Genomic DNA, 16,239 nt, shown 5'->3' on the forward strand with positions numbered 1-16,239 from the left:
CTGCTCTAACAACACAACGAAAAAGGTAATAATAAAAAGGTTATATGTCTGAAGAGAGAGTAATAAGAATAAACAAGGTTTTAAGGGAATTAAATATTTCGTTAGAAAGAGCTGTTGATTATCTAAAAGATAAGGGGATTGCTATTGATGCAAATCCAAATGCGAAAATTTCTGATAGCGAATTTAATATCCTACAAAGCCAATTTGCGGGCGATAAGGGGAATAAGGAAGCTTCTAAAGAGGTAGGAGAAGAAAAAAGAAAAGAAAAAGAAGCATTACGTGTTGAGCGTGAGAAAGAAATTGAAGACAAACGCAGACAGGACGAAGAGCGCCAAAAACAACAAGAGATTATCAAAGCGAGAGCTGTTGTAACAGGGCCTGTTCAAGTTGGTAAAATAGATTTAAATCCAAAGAAACCTGCAGTTGTTTCTACACCACCTGTTGAGGAACCGGCTAAAGTCGAAGAACCAAAGGTAGCTGTTACTCCAACTCAACCAGAAAAACCTGTTCAAAAAGAAATTGTACAGCCTGAGCCGCCTGTTGTAGCTCCTGTAGTTTCTGAAGAGAAAAAGGTTGAAAAACCTATTATTACAGAGAAAAAAGAAGTAAAAGCTGAGACTCCTAAAGTAGCATCAGAACCTGTTGTTTCAACAGATCCTGCAACAGCTGAGGAGACCATCACTACTCAATATCAAAAATTATCAGGAACTACTCTTACTGGGCAAACAATTGATTTATCTCAATTTAACAAGCCTAAGAAAAAGAAAGAAGATCCTAAGATAACACCAAATAAACCGGGTGCTCCGGGAGCAGGAAATAACGCTAACAAAAATAAGCGTAAAAGAATTGCTCCTAAGCCTGGAACTCCGGGTGCGCCAAAACCAGCAACTGGTAATGCGCCGGGGACACCAAATCCTAATAAAATTACACCAAACACTGGTGGTGGAGGTTTTAATGCAAACAGAAGTGCAAGACCTGGTTTTGTAAAAGGAAACCGTCCGGCTATTGTTGCTAAAGTTGAGCCAACTGAAGAGGAAGTAAAAAACCAAATTAGAGAAACTCTTGAAAAACTTCAGGGTAAAGGTGGAAAATCAAAAGCAGCTAAATACAGAAGAGATAAAAGAGAAACGCACCGTCAGAAATCTGATGATGAGCAAAGAGCACTTGATGAAGGAAGTAAAACTATTAAAGTTACTGAATTTGTTACTGTAGGTGAAATTGCAATCATGATGGATGTGCCGATTACCAAAGTAATTGGAACTTGTATGTCTCTTGGTATCATGGTAACCATGAACCAACGTTTAGATGCTGAAACATTAACAATCGTAGCTGATGAATTTGGTTATGAAGTTGAATTCATTACTGTTGATATCGAAGAAGCTATTGAGGTAGTTGCAGATAAAGAAGAAGATTTAGTTGTTAGAGCGCCAATCGTTACTGTAATGGGGCACGTCGATCACGGTAAAACATCTTTACTGGATTATATTCGTAAAGAAAATGTTATTGCAGGTGAGTCTGGAGGAATTACACAGCATATTGGAGCTTACGGAGTAACTCTTGATAACGGTCAAAAAATCGCATTCTTAGATACACCGGGTCACGAGGCGTTTACCGCTATGCGTGCACGTGGAGCTCAGGTTACCGATATTGCTATTATCGTTGTAGCTGCGGATGATGATATCATGCCACAAACTAAAGAAGCAATCTCTCATGCACAAGCAGCGGGAGTTCCAATTATATTTGCAATCAATAAAATTGATAAACCAAATGCTAATGTTGAGAAAATCAAAGAGCGTTTGGCTGGTATGAATTTACTTGTTGAAGATTGGGGTGGAAAAATTCAGTCACATGATATTTCTGCAAAAGTCGGAACAGGGGTAAAAGAATTATTAGAGAAGGTTTTATTAGAAGCTGAAATACTAGATTTAAAATCTAATCCAAACAAAGCGGCACAAGGAACAGTTGTAGAAGCTTTCTTAGATAAAGGAAAAGGATATGTATCAACAATTTTGGTTCAACACGGAACATTAAAAGTTGGAGATTATATGTTGGCTGGGAAACATCATGGTAAAATTAAAGCCATGCATGATGAAAGAGGGCATATCGTTATAGAAGCAGGTCCTTCGACTCCGGTATCTGTTTTAGGTCTTGATGGTGCGGCAACTGCAGGTGATAAGTTTAACGTTTTTGAAGATGAAAAAGAAGCAAAACAAATTGCATCAAAACGTTCTCAATTAATGCGTGAACAATCTGTACGTACACAACGACATATAACACTTGATGAAATTGGTCGTCGTATCGCTCTTGGTCAGTTTAAAGAATTAAACGTAATCCTTAAAGGAGACGTTGATGGATCTGTTGAAGCATTGTCAGATTCGTTCTCTAAACTTTCTACAGAAGAAATTCAAATTAATATTATCCATAAAGGAGTGGGGGCAATTACTGAAACTGATGTTATGTTGGCTTCTGCATCTGATGCGATTATTATTGGATTTAATGTTCGTCCTGCTGGAAATGCTCGACAACTTGCAGATAAGGAAGAAATCGATATCCGTTACTATTCTATTATCTATGCAGCGATAGATGACTTGAAAGATGCAATGGAAGGAATGTTGGCTCCTGAAATGAAAGAAGAAATTTTAGGAACTGCTGAAATTCGTGAGATTTTCAAAATTTCTAAAGTTGGATCGATTGCAGGTTGTATGGTGATGGATGGTAAAATTATGAGAACTTCTAAAATCAGAGTTATCAGAGATGGAGTAGTAGTGCATACGGGAGAACTTGTGGCCTTGAAACGTTTCAAAGATGATGTGAAAGAAGTTTCGAAAGGTTACGATTGTGGTATCCAGATTAAAGGTTATAATGACATTGAAGAAAGAGATGTTATTGAAGCATACCATGAAGTTGCTATCAAGAAAAAATTGAAATAAAATTGAAATATTTTTCAAATATAAAAATCCCGAGCCATCGGGATTTTTTTTTGTTTTATACTTTTTGAAATTGAATTTCTATGTTTCAGAGTTGTTTTTTATTCATTCTTTTATAATGGTGGCGTATTTTAAACAAGATGAAATCTAAATAGCTTTCAATTAGACATTGGTAATTAATTGTTTCAAATTATAATTACGCATAATTTTTAATGAATTATTGATTTCTTTGTGATAACATTTTTTGTTTTCTGATTGAAGAAATTTTGTTTTATTAATGAAAGTCTTAAATGAAAATTAGAATAATTCATACAATAAATACACTTATAAATAAAGGTTTTTAAATCTAATGCTATACGTGCCTTTACAAATATTGAGCAGTTAAAGGAAATTATGCCTGATTTGTTGTGCGGATATTTATCAGAAGACGAAATGCCAAATAGTTTAGTGTTGTTATCACCACCTCCGGAACTTAATTATGAGGCCTTCATACTTGACCTGGAGCATGCTAAAAAAGCAGTAGAATCTAAGATAGAATTCGTTTTATACAGGCGGCTAATGATGCAAATTTGTCATTTCCGGCTGCAGTTAAATCCTTTGAATCTACTTTAGGTATTAAAATTAGTGAGGAAAAAACACCCAAGCTTTATTTATGCGCAGAGTAATGACAGATGCCGGTTTGTCTACATATGCAGCTAAAAATCATTACAATCGAGAACGCCCTTTTGTTGTTAATAATTCTAAAACCTGTACTACGGAGCAAGAGGAAGTATTGTGTAAAATAGGTTCTTTTCCCTCTGGATACAGCCGTTGGCTGGACTTGGACATTGGTTTTTAGCGAAATTTTTCCCTATAGAGAAGAAATGATTTTAAAACGTGGATACGAGTTTGGTGAAAGTCGTGTCATTTGTAATGCGCATTTGTATAGTGATGTGGAAATGGGTAGGATTATGGGGAATGAAACCGTAAAGTGTCTTCGTTCTAATCAGGCTTTCCAAAGAGACTTTGAAGCAGTTAAAGAAGAAGTATTAGGAATAATAGAGCAAAGTAAAGAAAAAGAATAAAAATGATTAATCAGATTTAAAATAAATCAGGTAAATTTTGAAACAAAAAACAAAATTATTTTTATTTTGGGGAATCTTTAATATAAATTTATTTTTGTGATTTGGTCATAAAAAAAGCAACTTAATTAAGTTGCTTTTTTTATCATTACTTGGTTGGTTTTATTAGAAAAACACTTTTGTATTTTTTCTTAATCTCGACTAAATTTCGTTCAGCTTCTATTCTTGTTTTAAAATTTCCAACTAAAACTTTGTAGTTGGGAGTATTAAAAATTATAGTACCATCAATATCACTATATTCTCTTTTGAAATCACTCAAGGTCTTTTTTGCCTCTTCGCTTTTTCCGCTGAATATTTGAATTTTATAAGTTTCGTTTGTGGTTAACGACGTGTTAATTTTACGCTTGTCATTTAATAATTGCTCAAATTTAGGGTCTTGATTTAGTGTTAAATTTTGGTCTTGCGCATTAATGTTATATGCTAAAGTTGTCATTATTAATGTTAAGAAAACTTTTTTTGAAGGAGTTAAAATTCTCATAATGTGATGGTTTTTATGCAAAAATAGGATTTAAAGTTTGTATTAAAAATTTTGATATTATTTAGAATTGATATAAATTGATATTTAAGAGTATTTTAAGGTTTTGAGAATAGTTCATAAGTCGTATTTTTGTGCAAGTTTTAAAAGAGGGTATAGATTTTTGCTTAATTAATACAGAAAAAATCATACCAAAAATTAGTAGATAATTATTATACTATATGAAAAAGGTGGGTAACCATAATTCGATCTCAAGAAAATTGCTGCTTAGCTTATCGCTAACACTTATTTTCTCCCTAACTTCATTTGCTCAAGATGCTGCTGCTGCTCCGGCGGCGCCTGAAGCTGCTGCTCCGGCTGCAACTGCAGGCGGTGATCCAGTAAAAGGGAAAGAACTTTTTAATGCAAATTGCGCTGCATGTCACAAACTAGATGCTAAATCGACAGGTCCTGCTCTACGAGGAGTTGCTGCTAAGCATGAAATGGCTTGGATCTACAAGTGGGTTCATAACAGTTCTGACATGATTAAGTCAGGTGATCCTGTTGCAGTAAAACTTTTTGAAGAAAACAACAAGTCTGTAATGACTTCTTTTCCTCAATTATCTGAAGGTGATATTGATAATATTATCGCTTATACTTCTGAAGAAAAAGCTGTGCCAGCTGCTGGTGCTCCTGGAACTGCTGCATTGCCAACAGGTGGTGTGCAGGAAGGAAGTGGAATTTCTAATAATATTATTTTAGGTGCTCTTGCTTTGGTAATGGCTATTTTGGTTGTCATGTTGTTCATGGTAAACAAAGTGTTAACTAAAGTTGCTAGTAACAATGGTATTGTAGTCGCTCCTAGAGAGGCAAGAACTCCAATCTGGAAAGCATTTGCTAAAAATCAATTTTTAGTATTGGTTACTTCTATATTTTTACTTTTGGCAAGTGGTTATTTTGTGTATGGATTTTTGATGCAGGTTGGTGTAGATCAAAACTATGAGCCAATTCAGCCAATTCACTATTCGCATAAAATTCATGCTGGAGATAACGAGATCAATTGTAAATATTGTCACTCTGCTGCACGTGTAAGTAAAAATGCAGGTATTCCTTCCTTAAATGTTTGTATGAACTGTCATAAAAATATTTCTGAAGTTGCTGAAACTACAGCTACTGCAGATCACAGTAAAGCATTTTACGATGGTGAAATTCAAAAGCTGTATGATGCTGTTGGTTGGGATAAAACTAAACAAGTATATACTGGAAAAACTAAGCCTGTAAAATGGGTTCGTATTCATAATTTACCTGATTTTGTATATTTCAATCACTCACAACACGTTTCTGTTGCAGGAGTTGAATGTCAGACTTGTCACGGTCCGGTACAAGAATTTGAAATCATGAAACAATATTCTAAATTAACAATGGGATGGTGCGTTGATTGCCATAGAAAAACTGATGTTAAGATGGAAGGAAACGCATACTATGATAAAATTCATGCTGAACTTTCTAAAAAATACGGTGTAGAAAAATTGACTGCAGCGCAAATGGGAGGTTTAGAATGCGGTAAATGCCACTATTAATCGAATTATTAAGATTTTAATATTTATATACAATGTCATCAAACAAAAAATACTGGAAAAGTGTTGAAGAACTAGAAAATAGTTCTATTGTTGAGGCGCTTAGAAATAACGAATTTGTTGAAGAAATTCCTACGGATGAATTCTTAGGAAATGCAGATGCTTTAGCTTCATCTGGAACTTCACGTCGTGACTTTTTAAAGTACGTAGGGTTTAGTACAGCAGCTGTTACACTTGCTGCCTGCGAAGGTCCTGTTCACAAGTCCATCCCTTATGTGTTACAACCGGAACAAATCATTCCTGGTGTTGCAGATTATTATGCAACTACTGTTTTTGATGGTTTTGATTTTGCTAACTTATTAGTAAAAACTCGTGAGGGTCGTCCAATTAAAATTGAAAACAATACTATTTCTGGAGCTAAATTTTCAGCCAATGCGAGAATTCATGCATCTATCTTAGCTTTATATGATAGTATGCGTTTGAAAGAACCTAAATTGGAAGGTAAAAATAGTAGCTGGTCTGCTGTTGACTTGAAAATTAAATCAAGTCTTGCTGATGCAAAAGCAAAAGGAGGACAAGTAGTGTTGTTGACTAATACTTTGGCGAGTCCATCTACTGAAAAATTAATAGCTGAGTTCATCGCTAAGAATCCTAATGCAAAACACGTTGTTTATGATGCGGTTTCTTCATCAGACGCATTAGATGCATTTGAGACTGTATATGGTGAAAGAGCTTTAGTTGATTATGATTTTTCAAAAGCTTCATTAATCGTTTCTGTTGGTGCTGATTTCTTAGGAGACTGGCAAGGTGGAGGATACGATGCTGGATATGCTCAGGGACGTATTCCTCAAAATGGAAAAATGTCTCGTCATTTTCAGTTTGAATCAAATATGACATTATCTGGAGCTGCTGCTGATAAGCGTGTCCCAATGACAACTGCTGATCAAAAACAAGCTTTAGTTCAAATATACAATATCGTTGCAGGTGCTTCTGTTCCGGTTACTTTAGAAGCTAAGTACAAAACAGAAGTAGTTAAAGCTGCCCAACAGTTAAGAGCCGCTGGTTCTAAAGGAGTTTTAGTATCTGGAATTGAAGATAAAAATGCTCAATTATTAGTTTTGGCTATCAATCAGGTATTGGCTAGTGAAGCTTATAATACAGCTAGTACAAGACAAATTAGAAAAGGTTCTAATGCGGTTGTATCTCAATTAATAAAAGATATGAATGCTGGAAGTGTTCATACTTTAATCATGAGTGGAATTAATCCTGTTTACACATTAGCTGATTCAGCTTCTTTTGTATCTGGATTGAAAAAAGTAAAAACTTCAGTTGCTTTCTCTTTAAAAGAAGATGAAACTGCTTCGATTACTACAATTGCTGCTCCTGCACCTCATTACTTAGAATCTTGGGGAGATGTTGAAATTACAAAAGGTACTTATAGTTTAACTCAACCAACTATTCGTCCTATATTTAATACAAAACAATTTCAAGATGTTTTATTGTCATTAAACGGAGTTTCTGGAAATTTCTATGATTACCTTAAAGTTAATTCAGCTGGTATTATTGTAGGTTCTTCTTGGAATAAAGTATTACATGATGGTATTTTTGTAATTGGCTCTGGTGCATTAGCTGCTGGTTCTTTTGATTATTCTACTGCTGCAAATGCAGTTTCAAAATCAAAATCAACTGGTGACTTTGAATTAGTATTGTATACCAAAACAGGTATGGGAGACGGACAACATGCTAACAACCCATGGTTGCAAGAGTTTCCAGATCCAATCACAAGAGTTTCTTGGGATAACTATGTTACTGTTTCAAATGCAGATGCTAAAAAATTAGGCTTAACGAATGAAATTGTTGCTAACGGAGGTTTAAACGGAAGTTATGCTACAATTACTACTGCTGATGGTTCTAAATTAGAAAATGTACCAGTAATTGTTCAGCCAGGACAAGCTATTGGAACAGTTGGTTTAGCTGTTGGTTATGGTCGTAAAGCGGCTTTGAAAGAAGAAATGCAAGTAGGTTTAAATGCTTACGCTTTATATAAAAACTTTAATAGTGTTCAGTCTGTTTCTATTGCGAAAGCAAATGGAGAGCATGAGTTTGCTTGTGTTCAGGGACAAAAAACATTAATGGGTAGAGGAGATATCATTAAAGAAACTACTTTAGAGATCTTCAATACTAAAGATGCTAAACACTGGAATGAGCAACCAATGGTATCATTAGATCACCAGGAGGTTGAAGCTACAACAGTCGATTTATGGGAATCATTTGATCGTTCTACAGGACATCACTTTAATCTTTCAATTGACTTAAATGCTTGTACAGGATGTGGAGCATGTGTTATTGCTTGTCATGCTGAAAACAACGTTCCTGTTGTTGGTAAAGCAGAAGTTAGAAGAAGCCGTGATATGCACTGGTTGCGTATTGACAGATATTATTCTTCTGAAAGTACTTTTGAAGGTGATAACGAAAGAAAAGAAAATATCGCTGGTTTATCTAGTTCATTATCTACATTTAATGAAATGGAAAAACCTGGAGATAATCCACAAGTTGCTTTCCAACCAGTAATGTGTCAACACTGTAACCACGCACCGTGTGAAACAGTTTGTCCGGTTGCTGCTACATCTCACGGTCGTCAAGGTCAAAACCATATGGCATACAACAGATGTGTTGGTACTCGTTATTGTGCAAACAACTGTCCTTATAAAGTACGTCGTTTCAACTGGTTCTTGTACAACAAAAACAGTGAATTCGATTACCACATGAATGATGATTTAGGTCGTATGGTATTAAACCCAGACGTAAACGTTCGTTCTCGTGGAGTTATGGAAAAATGTTCATTCTGTATCCAAAGTACACAAGCTGTTATTCTTGAGGCAAAACGTCAAGGTAGAGTTGTGGCAAAAGATGAATTCAACAATGCTTGTGCGTGTTCTGCAGCTTGTTCATCTGGAGCAATGGTGTTTGGAGATGTAAATGATAAAGAAAGCGCTGTGGCTAAATTAGCAGAAAGCGAAAGAATGTATCATTTATTAGAGCATGTTGGTACAAAACCAAATGTTTTCTATCACGTAAAAGTTAGAAATACTTAGTAAAATTATTAATAAGAAACAATATAAAGGATTATGTCGTCTCACTACGAAGCACCCATTAGAAAACCTTTAGTTATAGGTGATAAATCTTATCACGATGTAACTGTAGATGTAGCTGCACCTGTTGAAGGGCCTGCAAACAAACAATGGTGGATTGTATTTTCAATCGCATTAATAGCCTTCCTTTGGGGGTTAGGTTGTATAATTTACACCGTATCTACCGGTATCGGAACATGGGGATTAAATAAAACAGTTGGTTGGGCTTGGGATATCACGAACTTCGTTTGGTGGGTAGGTATTGGTCACGCTGGAACATTAATTTCTGCGGTATTATTACTTTTCCGTCAACGTTGGAGAATGGCTATTAACCGTTCTGCAGAAGCAATGACTATCTTCTCTGTAGTTCAGGCAGGTTTATTTCCAATTATTCACATGGGGCGTCCATGGTTGGCATACTGGGTTTTACCTATTCCAAATCAATTTGGATCTTTATGGGTAAACTTTAACTCGCCATTACTTTGGGACGTATTTGCAATTTCTACGTATCTTTCGGTATCATTAGTTTTTTGGTGGACTGGTTTATTACCTGACTTTGCAATGCTGCGTGACAGAGCAATAACACCTTTCAATAAAAGAGTATATTCTATCCTAAGTTTTGGGTGGAGTGGTAGAGCGAAAGACTGGCAGCGTTTTGAAGAAGTATCTTTAGTATTAGCAGGTTTGGCTACTCCTCTTGTACTTTCTGTACACACGATTGTATCGATGGACTTTGCTACTTCTGTAATTCCGGGATGGCATACAACAATTTTCCCTCCATACTTCGTTGCTGGAGCGGTATTCTCAGGATTTGCAATGGTAAATACGTTGTTGATCGTTATGAGAAAAGTTTCTAATCTTGAAGCATATATTACATTACAACATATCGAATTGATGAATATCATTATCATGATTACAGGTTCTATTGTTGGTGTTGCATATATCACTGAGTTATTTGTAGCTTGGTACTCAGGTGTAGAGTATGAGCAATATGCTTTCTTAAACAGAGCTACCGGACCTTACTGGTGGGCATATTGGTCGATGATGACTTGTAACGTTTTCTCTCCACAATTTATGTGGTTCAAAAAACTAAGAACAAGTATCATGTTCTCATTTATTATTTCGATTGTAGTAAACATCGGAATGTGGTTTGAAAGATTCGTAATTATTGTTACTTCTTTACATAGAGATTACCTTCCATCTTCTTGGACAATGTTCTCACCAACATTTGTTGATATTGGAATTTTTATTGGAACAATTGGTTTCTTCTTTGTGTTGTTTTTATTATACTCTAGAACATTCCCTGTAATTGCTCAGGCGGAGGTTAAAACAATTTTGAAAGGAACAGGAGATAATTACATTAGAGAAAGAGCAAATAAAGATTCACATCATGAGTAATAAAGTAATATACGCCATTTATAATGACGATGATATTTTGATGGATGCAGTAAAGAAAACAAGAGCTGCTCATCATCATATCGAAGAAGTTTTTACTCCATTCCCAGTTCACGGATTGGATAAAGCTATGGGTTTAGCGCCAACAAGATTAGCAATTTGTTCTTTCTTGTATGGTTGCGTTGGTCTTTCTTTTGCAACATTCATGATGAGTTATATTATGATTCATGACTGGCCGCAAGATATTGGAGGAAAACCAAGTTTTAGTTATATCCAGAATATGCCATCTTTTGTGCCGATTATGTTTGAGTTGACAGTATTTTTTGCTGCCCACTTAATGGTCATTACTTTTTATATGAGAAGTAGGTTATGGCCATTCAAACAGGCAGAAAATCCTGATGTAAGAACAACAGATGACCATTTCTTAATGGAAGTTGCTGTAAACGATAATGAAGCTGAACTAGTTTCTTTTTTCGAAGGTACAGGAGCTGTTGAAGTTAAAGTAATTGAAAAGAATTAATTGTAGCTATGAAAAGGATATATAAAATAACACTTTTAGTTGGTATAACTATTTTAGTTTCATCTTGCCACAATAATTCGGCACCAAACTATCAGTATTTCCCTAATATGTATGAATCTGTAGGTTATGAAACTTATTCAGAGGCAAAAATATTTAAAGGTGGAAAAGAAGGACAGCTTCCTGTAGAAGGAACTATTAATAGAGGTTTCGAACCTTATGAATATGAAAATTCAACAGCAGGTTACGAATTGGCAAAAGCTAATTTAAAATCTCCTTTGGATTCTATTGAAAGAAATTCAGGAAAAGGAAAAGAACTTTTCGAAATTTACTGTATTAGTTGTCATGGTGCAACTGGAAACGGTAAAGGTAAATTGGTGGAGAGAGAAAAATTTCTTGGAGTACCTAGCTATAAAGACAGAGTTATCACTGAAGGAAGTATCTTTCACGTTGAAACTTATGGTTTAAATGCAATGGGTTCACATGCAAATCAATTAAGTGCCCACGAACGTTGGTTAGTTGCTGACTATGTTCTAAAACTAAAAAGCCAATTATAATTGTTGAACAAACTGATCGTAATAGATATGTATACATTTTCAAGTAAATTAAAAACTTTTTCTATCATCCTAATGGCCGTTGGTATATTAGGAATTGGATATGGTTTTTTAACTGCTCCTAAAGATATTCAAGAAGTTGAAAAAATTCTTGCTGCAGATGCTCATGGTTCGCATGGTGTTGCACATGAAGAAACTGCAGAGGCTTCCCATAAAGAAGCGGGACATCATGAAGCTGCGGAAGCTTCACACGAATCACATAAAGATGGTGAACATGCAGAAATTAGTGCTGCCGATGAACATAAAGAACATTTAACACATGTATTGCACCAATTGCAAAATAAGCCTTGGTCTGCATTATATGTAGCTTGTATTTTCTTTTTGTTAATTTCTCTTGGAGTTTTAGCATTTTATGCTATTCAACAAGTGGCTCAGGCAGGTTGGTCTCCGGTTTTATTCAGAGTAATGCAGGGAATTACTGCTTACTTACCTGTAGCTTCAGTAATTTTCTTTTTAATTTTAGTTCTTTGCGGATTACATTTTAATCACATATTTGTATGGTTAGGTGAAGGAGTTACAGATCCTAAAAGTCCAAATTATGATGAAATTATTGCTGGTAAAGCAGGATATTTAAACTTTCCTTTTTGGATTGTTAGAGCAGGTATATTTTTATTAGGATGGAATTTATACCGTCACTATTCAAGAAAAAATTGCTTGGCTCAAGATGAAGCTAACGATGATTTAAATTACAAAAAGAACTTTAAATTATCTGCAGGATTCTTAGTATTCTTTATCGTATCTGAGTCTATCATGTCCTGGGATTGGATTATGTCTTTTGACCCACACTGGTTCAGTACTTTATTTGGATGGTATGTATTTGCTTCTTTCATTGTAAGCGCTATTACTACTATAGCATTAGTTACTATATATTTAAAATCTAAAGGATATTTAGAATATGTAAATACAAGTCACATACATGATTTAGCGAAATTTATGTTTGGCTTTAGTATTTTCTGGACATACTTATGGTTCTCTCAGTTTATGTTGATCTGGTATGCAAATATACCTGAAGAGGTAACTTATTTTATCACAAGAATTCAATTATATAACTTGCCTTTCTTTGGAGCAGTTGTTATGAATTTTGTTTTCCCATTATTGATTTTAGTTAATACTGACTTTAAACGTTTAAGCTGGGTTATTGTAATGGCTGGTGTTGTTATCTTATTAGGTCACTATGTGGATTTCTTTAATATGGTTATGCCTGGTACAGTTGGAGATAAATGGTTTATTGGAGTTTCTGAAATTGCATCTATTCTTTTCTTCCTGGGATTGTTTATTTTTGTAGTATTTACTGCATTGACTAAAGCTCCTCTGTTAGCAAAAAGAAATCCTTTCATAGAAGAAAGTAAACATTTTCATTATTAATATTTAAAGAAATAAACAGATGACAAGTTTGTTGGTAATTATAGTTTTAGTTTTATTAGCAGTTGCATTATGGCAATTGACCAAGATATTTGATCTTACTCAGGTAGGGTCTTCTTCGGACGATTCTCAGGTTGCATCAGATAATGATAATAATATTCAGGGGTATGTTATGTTTGGCTTCTTGGCATTCATATATATATTTACAATTTATGGTTTACTAAAATGGGGTGGTTTAGCGCTTCATACACCTGCTTCAGAGCATGGACTTTTAGTAGATAATTTAATGAATATTACTTGGGTTTTAATTTTCGTAGTTCAATTTATTACTCAGGGTTTATTATATTGGTTCTCTTTCAAAAATAGAGGTCATAAAGATAAAAAAGCATTATTCTTTGCTGATAGTAATAAATTAGAAGCAATCTGGAGTATAATTCCATCTGTAGTTTTAGCATGTTTAATTCTTTATGGATTGTATGCATGGAACAATATTATGTTTGTTGATAAAGATGAAGATGTAATAGAAATCGAATTATATGCTCAACAATTTAAATGGACTGCAAGATATGCAGGTCAGGATAATGTTTTAGGAAAAGCTAATGTTCGTTTAATCGAAGGTATTAATACTTTGGGTGTTGATATGTCTGATCCGAATGCTCAGGATGATATTATTGTTTCTGAATTGCATATTCCAAAAGGTAAAAAAATTCATTTCAAAATGCGTTCTCAAGACGTATTGCACTCAGCTTATATGCCTCACTTTAGAGCGCAAATGAACTGTGTGCCTGGAATGGTTACTGAGTTTGCTTTCATTCCAACTTACACAACTGCTGAATACAGAGAGTTGCCATTTATGGTTGAGAAAGTTTCAAACATAAACAAACTTCGATCTGAAAAAAGCACAGAGTTAGTTGCAAAAGGTGGAACAGCTTTAGATCCTTATACATTTGATTATTTATTATTATGTAATAAAATTTGTGGAGCTTCTCACTACAACATGCAAATGAAAGTTGTTGTTGATACTCCGGAAGATTATAAAAAATGGTTAAGTGAAAAAACTACTTTAGCTCAGGATATTAAAGCGGCGGCTGCTGCTGAAAAGCCAGCTGAAGGAGCAGGAGCTACTACAGATAGTGTAAGTACTATTGCTAAAGATACCGTAAAAGCGGTTATCGATACTGTAAAAGCAGCTGTAGCTAAAGTTGCTATGAAATAATATTTATTTAAGAAAATTTAAAGTACACATATATGTCAGCAGAAGCGCACGATCACGATCACGGACACGATCATCACGAGCACGAACATCATCATAAAGACACGTTCATTACTAAATACATCTTTAGTATTGATCACAAAATGATTGCTAAGCAATACTTGATTACAGGTATTATCATGGGTATTATTGGTATTGCAATGTCCTTGCTTTTCAGAATGCAATTAGCATGGCCAGAGGAGTCTTTTAAAATTTTTAATGTTTTATTAGGAGACAAATTTGCACCAGATGGTGTAATGGCAAATGATATTTATTTGGCTTTAGTAACAATTCACGGTACCATCATGGTATTCTTTGTACTAACGGCTGGTTTGAGTGGAACATTCAGTAACTTACTTATTCCACTTCAAATTGGTGCACGAGATATGGCTTCGGGATTCATGAATATGATTTCATATTGGTTGTTTTTCTTGTCTGCTGTAATAATGTTGTCTTCATTATTTGTTGAAGCTGGTCCAGCTTCTGCAGGTTGGACAATTTACCCACCATTAAGTGCTTTACCACAAGCTATTCCGGGTTCTGGAACAGGTATGACTTTATGGTTAGTTTCAATGGCTATCTTTATTGCATCTTCTTTAATGGGATCTTTAAATTACATTGTTACTGTAATCAACTTAAGAACTAAAGGAATGTCTATGACTAGACTTCCTCTTACAATCTGGACATTTTTCGTAACAGCTATTATTGGTGTTATTTCGTTTCCAGTATTATTATCAGCTGCATTATTATTAATTTTTGATAGAAGTTTTGGTACTTCATTCTTCTTGTCAGATATCTATATTGCAGGAGAGGTTTTACACTATCAAGGTGGTTCTCCAGTTTTATTTGAACACTTATTCTGGTTTTTAGGTCACCCTGAGGTTTATATTGTAATCTTACCAGCAATGGGACTTGTTTCTGAAATTATGGCTACGAACTCTCGTAAACCAATCTTCGGATACAGAGCGATGATTATGTCTGTTCTTGCAATTGCATTTTTATCAACTATTGTTTGGGGTCACCACATGTTTATTTCAGGTATGAATCCTTTCTTAGGATCTGTATTTACTTTTACAACTTTATTGATTGCAATTCCATCTGCTGTAAAAGCATTTAACTGGATTACAACTTTATGGAAAGGTAACTTACAATTCAACCCTGCAATGTTATTCTCTATCGGGATGGTTTCTACTTTCATTACTGGAGGTTTAACAGGAATCATTTTAGGAGATAGTACTTTAGATATTAACGTTCATGATACTTACTTTGTAATTGCTCACTTTCACTTAGTAATGGGTATCTCTGCACTTTACGGAATGTTTGCTGGTATTTACCACTGGTTCCCTAAAATGTACGGAAGAATGTTGAATAAAAACTTAGGTTATATTCACTTTTGGGTAACAGCAGTTTGTGCTTACGGAGTATTCTTCCCAATGCACTTTATTGGATTAGCTGGTTTACCAAGACGTTATTATACAAACACAAACTTCCCATTATTTGATGATTTACAAAATGTGAATGTTTTAATTACAACATTTGCTCTTGTAGGAGGCGCGTTCCAATTAGTATTCTTGTACAATTTCTTTAGTAGTATTTTCTATGGTAAGAAAGCTGTTCAAAATCCATGGAGATCAACAACATTAGAGTGGACAACTCCAGTAGAACATATTCACGGTAACTGGCCAGGTGAAATTCCTCATGTATACCGTTGGCCGTATGACTACAGTAACCCAAATCATGATGTAGATTTTGTTCCTCAAAATGTACCAATGAAAGAAGGTGAAGAAGTTTTACACCACTAAAAATAATAAAGAAAGGTCATCTGAAAAGATGGCCTTTTTTGTTTTGGCCAATTAGTATTTAGCTGAAAATTTCAATTACGGAAATGT

11 protein-coding genes are annotated in these 16,239 nt (G+C 34.7%); 10 read left to right on the forward strand and 1 reads right to left on the reverse strand.

Features of this window, described 5'->3' with window-relative positions:
• The first annotated feature begins 44 nt into the window (after positions 1-44).
• Both infB and BUE22_RS23895 read left to right on the forward strand, forming a co-directional pair.
• On the forward strand, positions 45-2,930 hold the full coding sequence (infB, locus tag BUE22_RS10645; RefSeq protein ID WP_073394999.1) for a translation initiation factor IF-2: 2,886 nt from the start codon (positions 45-47) through the stop codon (positions 2,928-2,930).
• A gap of 860 nt (positions 2,931-3,790) precedes the next feature.
• Positions 3,791-3,991 (forward strand): phosphatase PAP2 family protein, encoded by a 201-nt coding sequence (locus BUE22_RS23895; protein ID WP_243396785.1) that lies wholly within the window; start codon positions 3,791-3,793, stop codon positions 3,989-3,991.
• A gap of 145 nt (positions 3,992-4,136) precedes the next feature.
• Here the strand turns inward: BUE22_RS23895 and BUE22_RS10655 are convergent, their stop codons facing one another.
• Positions 4,137-4,526: an SPOR domain-containing protein gene (locus BUE22_RS10655; RefSeq protein WP_042566276.1), complete on the reverse strand. Its 390-nt coding sequence runs from the start codon at positions 4,524-4,526 to the stop codon at positions 4,137-4,139.
• A gap of 218 nt (positions 4,527-4,744) precedes the next feature.
• Between BUE22_RS10655 and BUE22_RS10660 the strand changes: the two genes are divergently transcribed.
• From BUE22_RS10660 to BUE22_RS10695, 8 genes are read left to right on the forward strand one after another with little or no spacing between them, the layout of a single operon-like run.
• A complete protein-coding gene (locus tag BUE22_RS10660) occupies positions 4,745-6,082 on the forward strand; it encodes a c-type cytochrome (protein ID WP_073395000.1) in 1,338 nt (445 codons plus the stop codon).
• 32 nt (positions 6,083-6,114) lie between these two features.
• Positions 6,115-9,174: a TAT-variant-translocated molybdopterin oxidoreductase gene (locus BUE22_RS10665; protein WP_073395001.1), complete on the forward strand. Its 3,060-nt coding sequence runs from the start codon at positions 6,115-6,117 to the stop codon at positions 9,172-9,174.
• Between the two features lie 33 nt (positions 9,175-9,207).
• A complete protein-coding gene (gene nrfD / locus BUE22_RS10670) occupies positions 9,208-10,608 on the forward strand; it encodes an NrfD/PsrC family molybdoenzyme membrane anchor subunit (protein ID WP_042566279.1) in 1,401 nt (466 codons plus the stop codon).
• Entirely contained in the window at positions 10,601-11,125 is a 525-nt protein-coding gene (locus tag BUE22_RS10675) for a DUF3341 domain-containing protein (RefSeq protein ID WP_042566280.1), read from the forward strand. Before nrfD ends, BUE22_RS10675 begins: the two co-directional genes overlap by 8 nt.
• A gap of 8 nt (positions 11,126-11,133) precedes the next feature.
• The gene (locus BUE22_RS10680; protein WP_042566281.1) at positions 11,134-11,679 is read left to right on the forward strand and encodes a c-type cytochrome; all 546 of its coding nucleotides are present in this window, start codon (positions 11,134-11,136) and stop codon (positions 11,677-11,679) included.
• Positions 11,680-11,706: 27 nt separating this feature from the next.
• Positions 11,707-13,101: a cation-translocating P-type ATPase gene (locus tag BUE22_RS10685; protein ID WP_042566282.1), complete on the forward strand. Its 1,395-nt coding sequence runs from the start codon at positions 11,707-11,709 to the stop codon at positions 13,099-13,101.
• 19 nt (positions 13,102-13,120) lie between these two features.
• On the forward strand, positions 13,121-14,314 hold the full coding sequence (locus BUE22_RS10690) for a cytochrome c oxidase subunit II (protein ID WP_073395002.1): 1,194 nt from the start codon (positions 13,121-13,123) through the stop codon (positions 14,312-14,314).
• Positions 14,315-14,346: 32 nt separating this feature from the next.
• Positions 14,347-16,152 carry a cytochrome c oxidase subunit I gene (locus BUE22_RS10695; protein ID WP_042566284.1) on the forward strand — a complete coding sequence of 602 codons (1,806 nt, stop codon included), beginning with the start codon at positions 14,347-14,349 and terminating at the stop codon, positions 16,150-16,152.
• The last annotated feature ends 87 nt before the right edge of the window (positions 16,153-16,239 follow it).

The sequence above is a fragment of the Flavobacterium pectinovorum genome (assembly GCF_900142715.1).
Lineage (GTDB): Bacteria > Bacteroidota > Bacteroidia > Flavobacteriales > Flavobacteriaceae > Flavobacterium > Flavobacterium pectinovorum.

What these genes read in the sequence shown, in the direction of transcription:
- infB (WP_073394999.1), top strand. Translation starts at nt 45, where the DNA reads ATGTCTGAAGAGAGAGTAATAAGAATAAACAAGGTTTTAAGGGAATTA.
- BUE22_RS23895 (WP_243396785.1), top strand. Translation starts at nt 3,791, where the DNA reads ATGATTTTAAAACGTGGATACGAGTTTGGTGAAAGTCGTGTCATTTGT.
- BUE22_RS10655 (WP_042566276.1), bottom strand. Translation starts at nt 4,526, where the DNA reads ATGAGAATTTTAACTCCTTCAAAAAAAGTTTTCTTAACATTAATAATG.
- BUE22_RS10660 (WP_073395000.1), top strand. Translation starts at nt 4,745, where the DNA reads ATGAAAAAGGTGGGTAACCATAATTCGATCTCAAGAAAATTGCTGCTT.
- BUE22_RS10665 (WP_073395001.1), top strand. Translation starts at nt 6,115, where the DNA reads ATGTCATCAAACAAAAAATACTGGAAAAGTGTTGAAGAACTAGAAAAT.
- nrfD (WP_042566279.1), top strand. Translation starts at nt 9,208, where the DNA reads ATGTCGTCTCACTACGAAGCACCCATTAGAAAACCTTTAGTTATAGGT.
- BUE22_RS10675 (WP_042566280.1), top strand. Translation starts at nt 10,601, where the DNA reads ATGAGTAATAAAGTAATATACGCCATTTATAATGACGATGATATTTTG.
- BUE22_RS10680 (WP_042566281.1), top strand. Translation starts at nt 11,134, where the DNA reads ATGAAAAGGATATATAAAATAACACTTTTAGTTGGTATAACTATTTTA.
- BUE22_RS10685 (WP_042566282.1), top strand. Translation starts at nt 11,707, where the DNA reads ATGTATACATTTTCAAGTAAATTAAAAACTTTTTCTATCATCCTAATG.
- BUE22_RS10690 (WP_073395002.1), top strand. Translation starts at nt 13,121, where the DNA reads ATGACAAGTTTGTTGGTAATTATAGTTTTAGTTTTATTAGCAGTTGCA.
- BUE22_RS10695 (WP_042566284.1), top strand. Translation starts at nt 14,347, where the DNA reads ATGTCAGCAGAAGCGCACGATCACGATCACGGACACGATCATCACGAG.